The sequence below is a fragment of the Pyramidobacter piscolens W5455 genome (genome assembly GCF_000177335.1).
In the GTDB taxonomy this organism is placed as follows: Bacteria; Synergistota; Synergistia; order Synergistales; family Dethiosulfovibrionaceae; genus Pyramidobacter; species Pyramidobacter piscolens.
In genome coordinates this window covers 1-1,102 of record NZ_ADFP01000085.1, presented here as the reverse complement: position 1 = coordinate 1,102, position 1,102 = coordinate 1, and the positions used below count along the sequence as shown (strand labels likewise).

The 1,102-nt window shown below is 61.1% G+C and carries 1 protein-coding gene; it reads right to left on the bottom strand.

Annotated elements, in window-relative coordinates; genetic code table 11:
- Window positions 1-99: 99 nt before the first annotated feature.
- Window positions 100-1,056: a tyrosine-type recombinase/integrase gene (locus HMPREF7215_RS07670; RefSeq protein ID WP_009165217.1), complete on the bottom strand. Its 957-nt coding sequence runs from the start codon at window positions 1,054-1,056 to the stop codon at window positions 100-102.
- Window positions 1,057-1,102: the final 46 nt, after the last annotated feature.

The following is a 1,102-nucleotide window of genomic DNA, read 5'->3' as shown; positions in this document are numbered from 1 at the left end:
AACGCGCTGCAAGGGCCGTAACTTGATCGAGGTGATATAATAATCATACCTGTGAAACAAAGAAGCCCCCACAGCGGGCGGCTGTGAAGGGCTGGCGGTTCATTTAATCTTTCTGGGCGCTCTTTTCCTCGCGGGAACCAATCTCCCGACGGGCGAAGAGAGCGCCTGCTCTTTTCTGAGGTCGTCGGCGGTCAGGTGGATGTAACGCTGAGTCATCTGCGGCCCGTGATGCCCCATGAGACGCTGAAGGACTTCTCCGCTCATACCGGCTCTGAGGTGGAGCGTGCAGGCGGCGTGTCTCAGGTCGTAGGGCTTGAACGTGGTGCCGTCTTTCAATCGGTAGCCTTTCAGACGGTCGTTCCAGCGTTCCACGGCAAAACGCCGCCCCGTGACGCTGGCGAAAACATACATTTCCGCGTCCCATTCGCGCGGCCGGCGCTGTATGACGTGCCTCAGCGCGGCGGCGGTCGTCGGCGAGAGGGGGATGATCCTCTCTTCGCGGGTCTTGGCGGCGTGCGCCGGAATGACGACCGCGAGAGAAGAGAAGTTGAAGTCGGCCGGAAGCAGCTGGAGCGCTTCGCCGGGTCGCGCGGCCGTGTCGAGCGTGAAGAGGATCAGGGCGTAGTCCCGAAGCCCCGCCCATGTGGAACGGTCTGGAAGCGCCAGCAACTCTTTCACCTTCGCGGCGTCGATGTCGCGGAACCGTCCCGGCGCACTGCGGCGCTTCAGGCCCCTGAACGGATCGGGTTCCGGCGGCTGTATCCTTTCTTCGACGCACCAGCGCCAGAAAGCGCGGACGTAGATCAGCTGCAGGTTGTAGGTGGCGGGAGCGACCTCCTGGCTGAGCCACGAAAGGAAGGCGGTGCGCATCTTCAGCGGGCTGCTCCACGCTTGCGGGAAGGCGGCGAAGAATTGCCGGATCGTCTTTGCGTATTCCTTGCACGTCTTGGGCGCGGCCTTGGCGGCGGTTTTGCAGGTCAGAAAGCTTTGCGCGGCTTCATCGATCGACGTTACGGGCCCGTTGCTCATCAGGAAAAGCGTTCGTGCGGATGTCATTTCTCCATTCTCCTTGTGGAATCATTCTGTTTACAACGCTGAAATA

What these genes read in the sequence shown, in the direction of transcription:
- HMPREF7215_RS07670 (WP_009165217.1), bottom strand. Translation starts at nt 1,056, where the DNA reads ATGACATCCGCACGAACGCTTTTCCTGATGAGCAACGGGCCCGTAACG.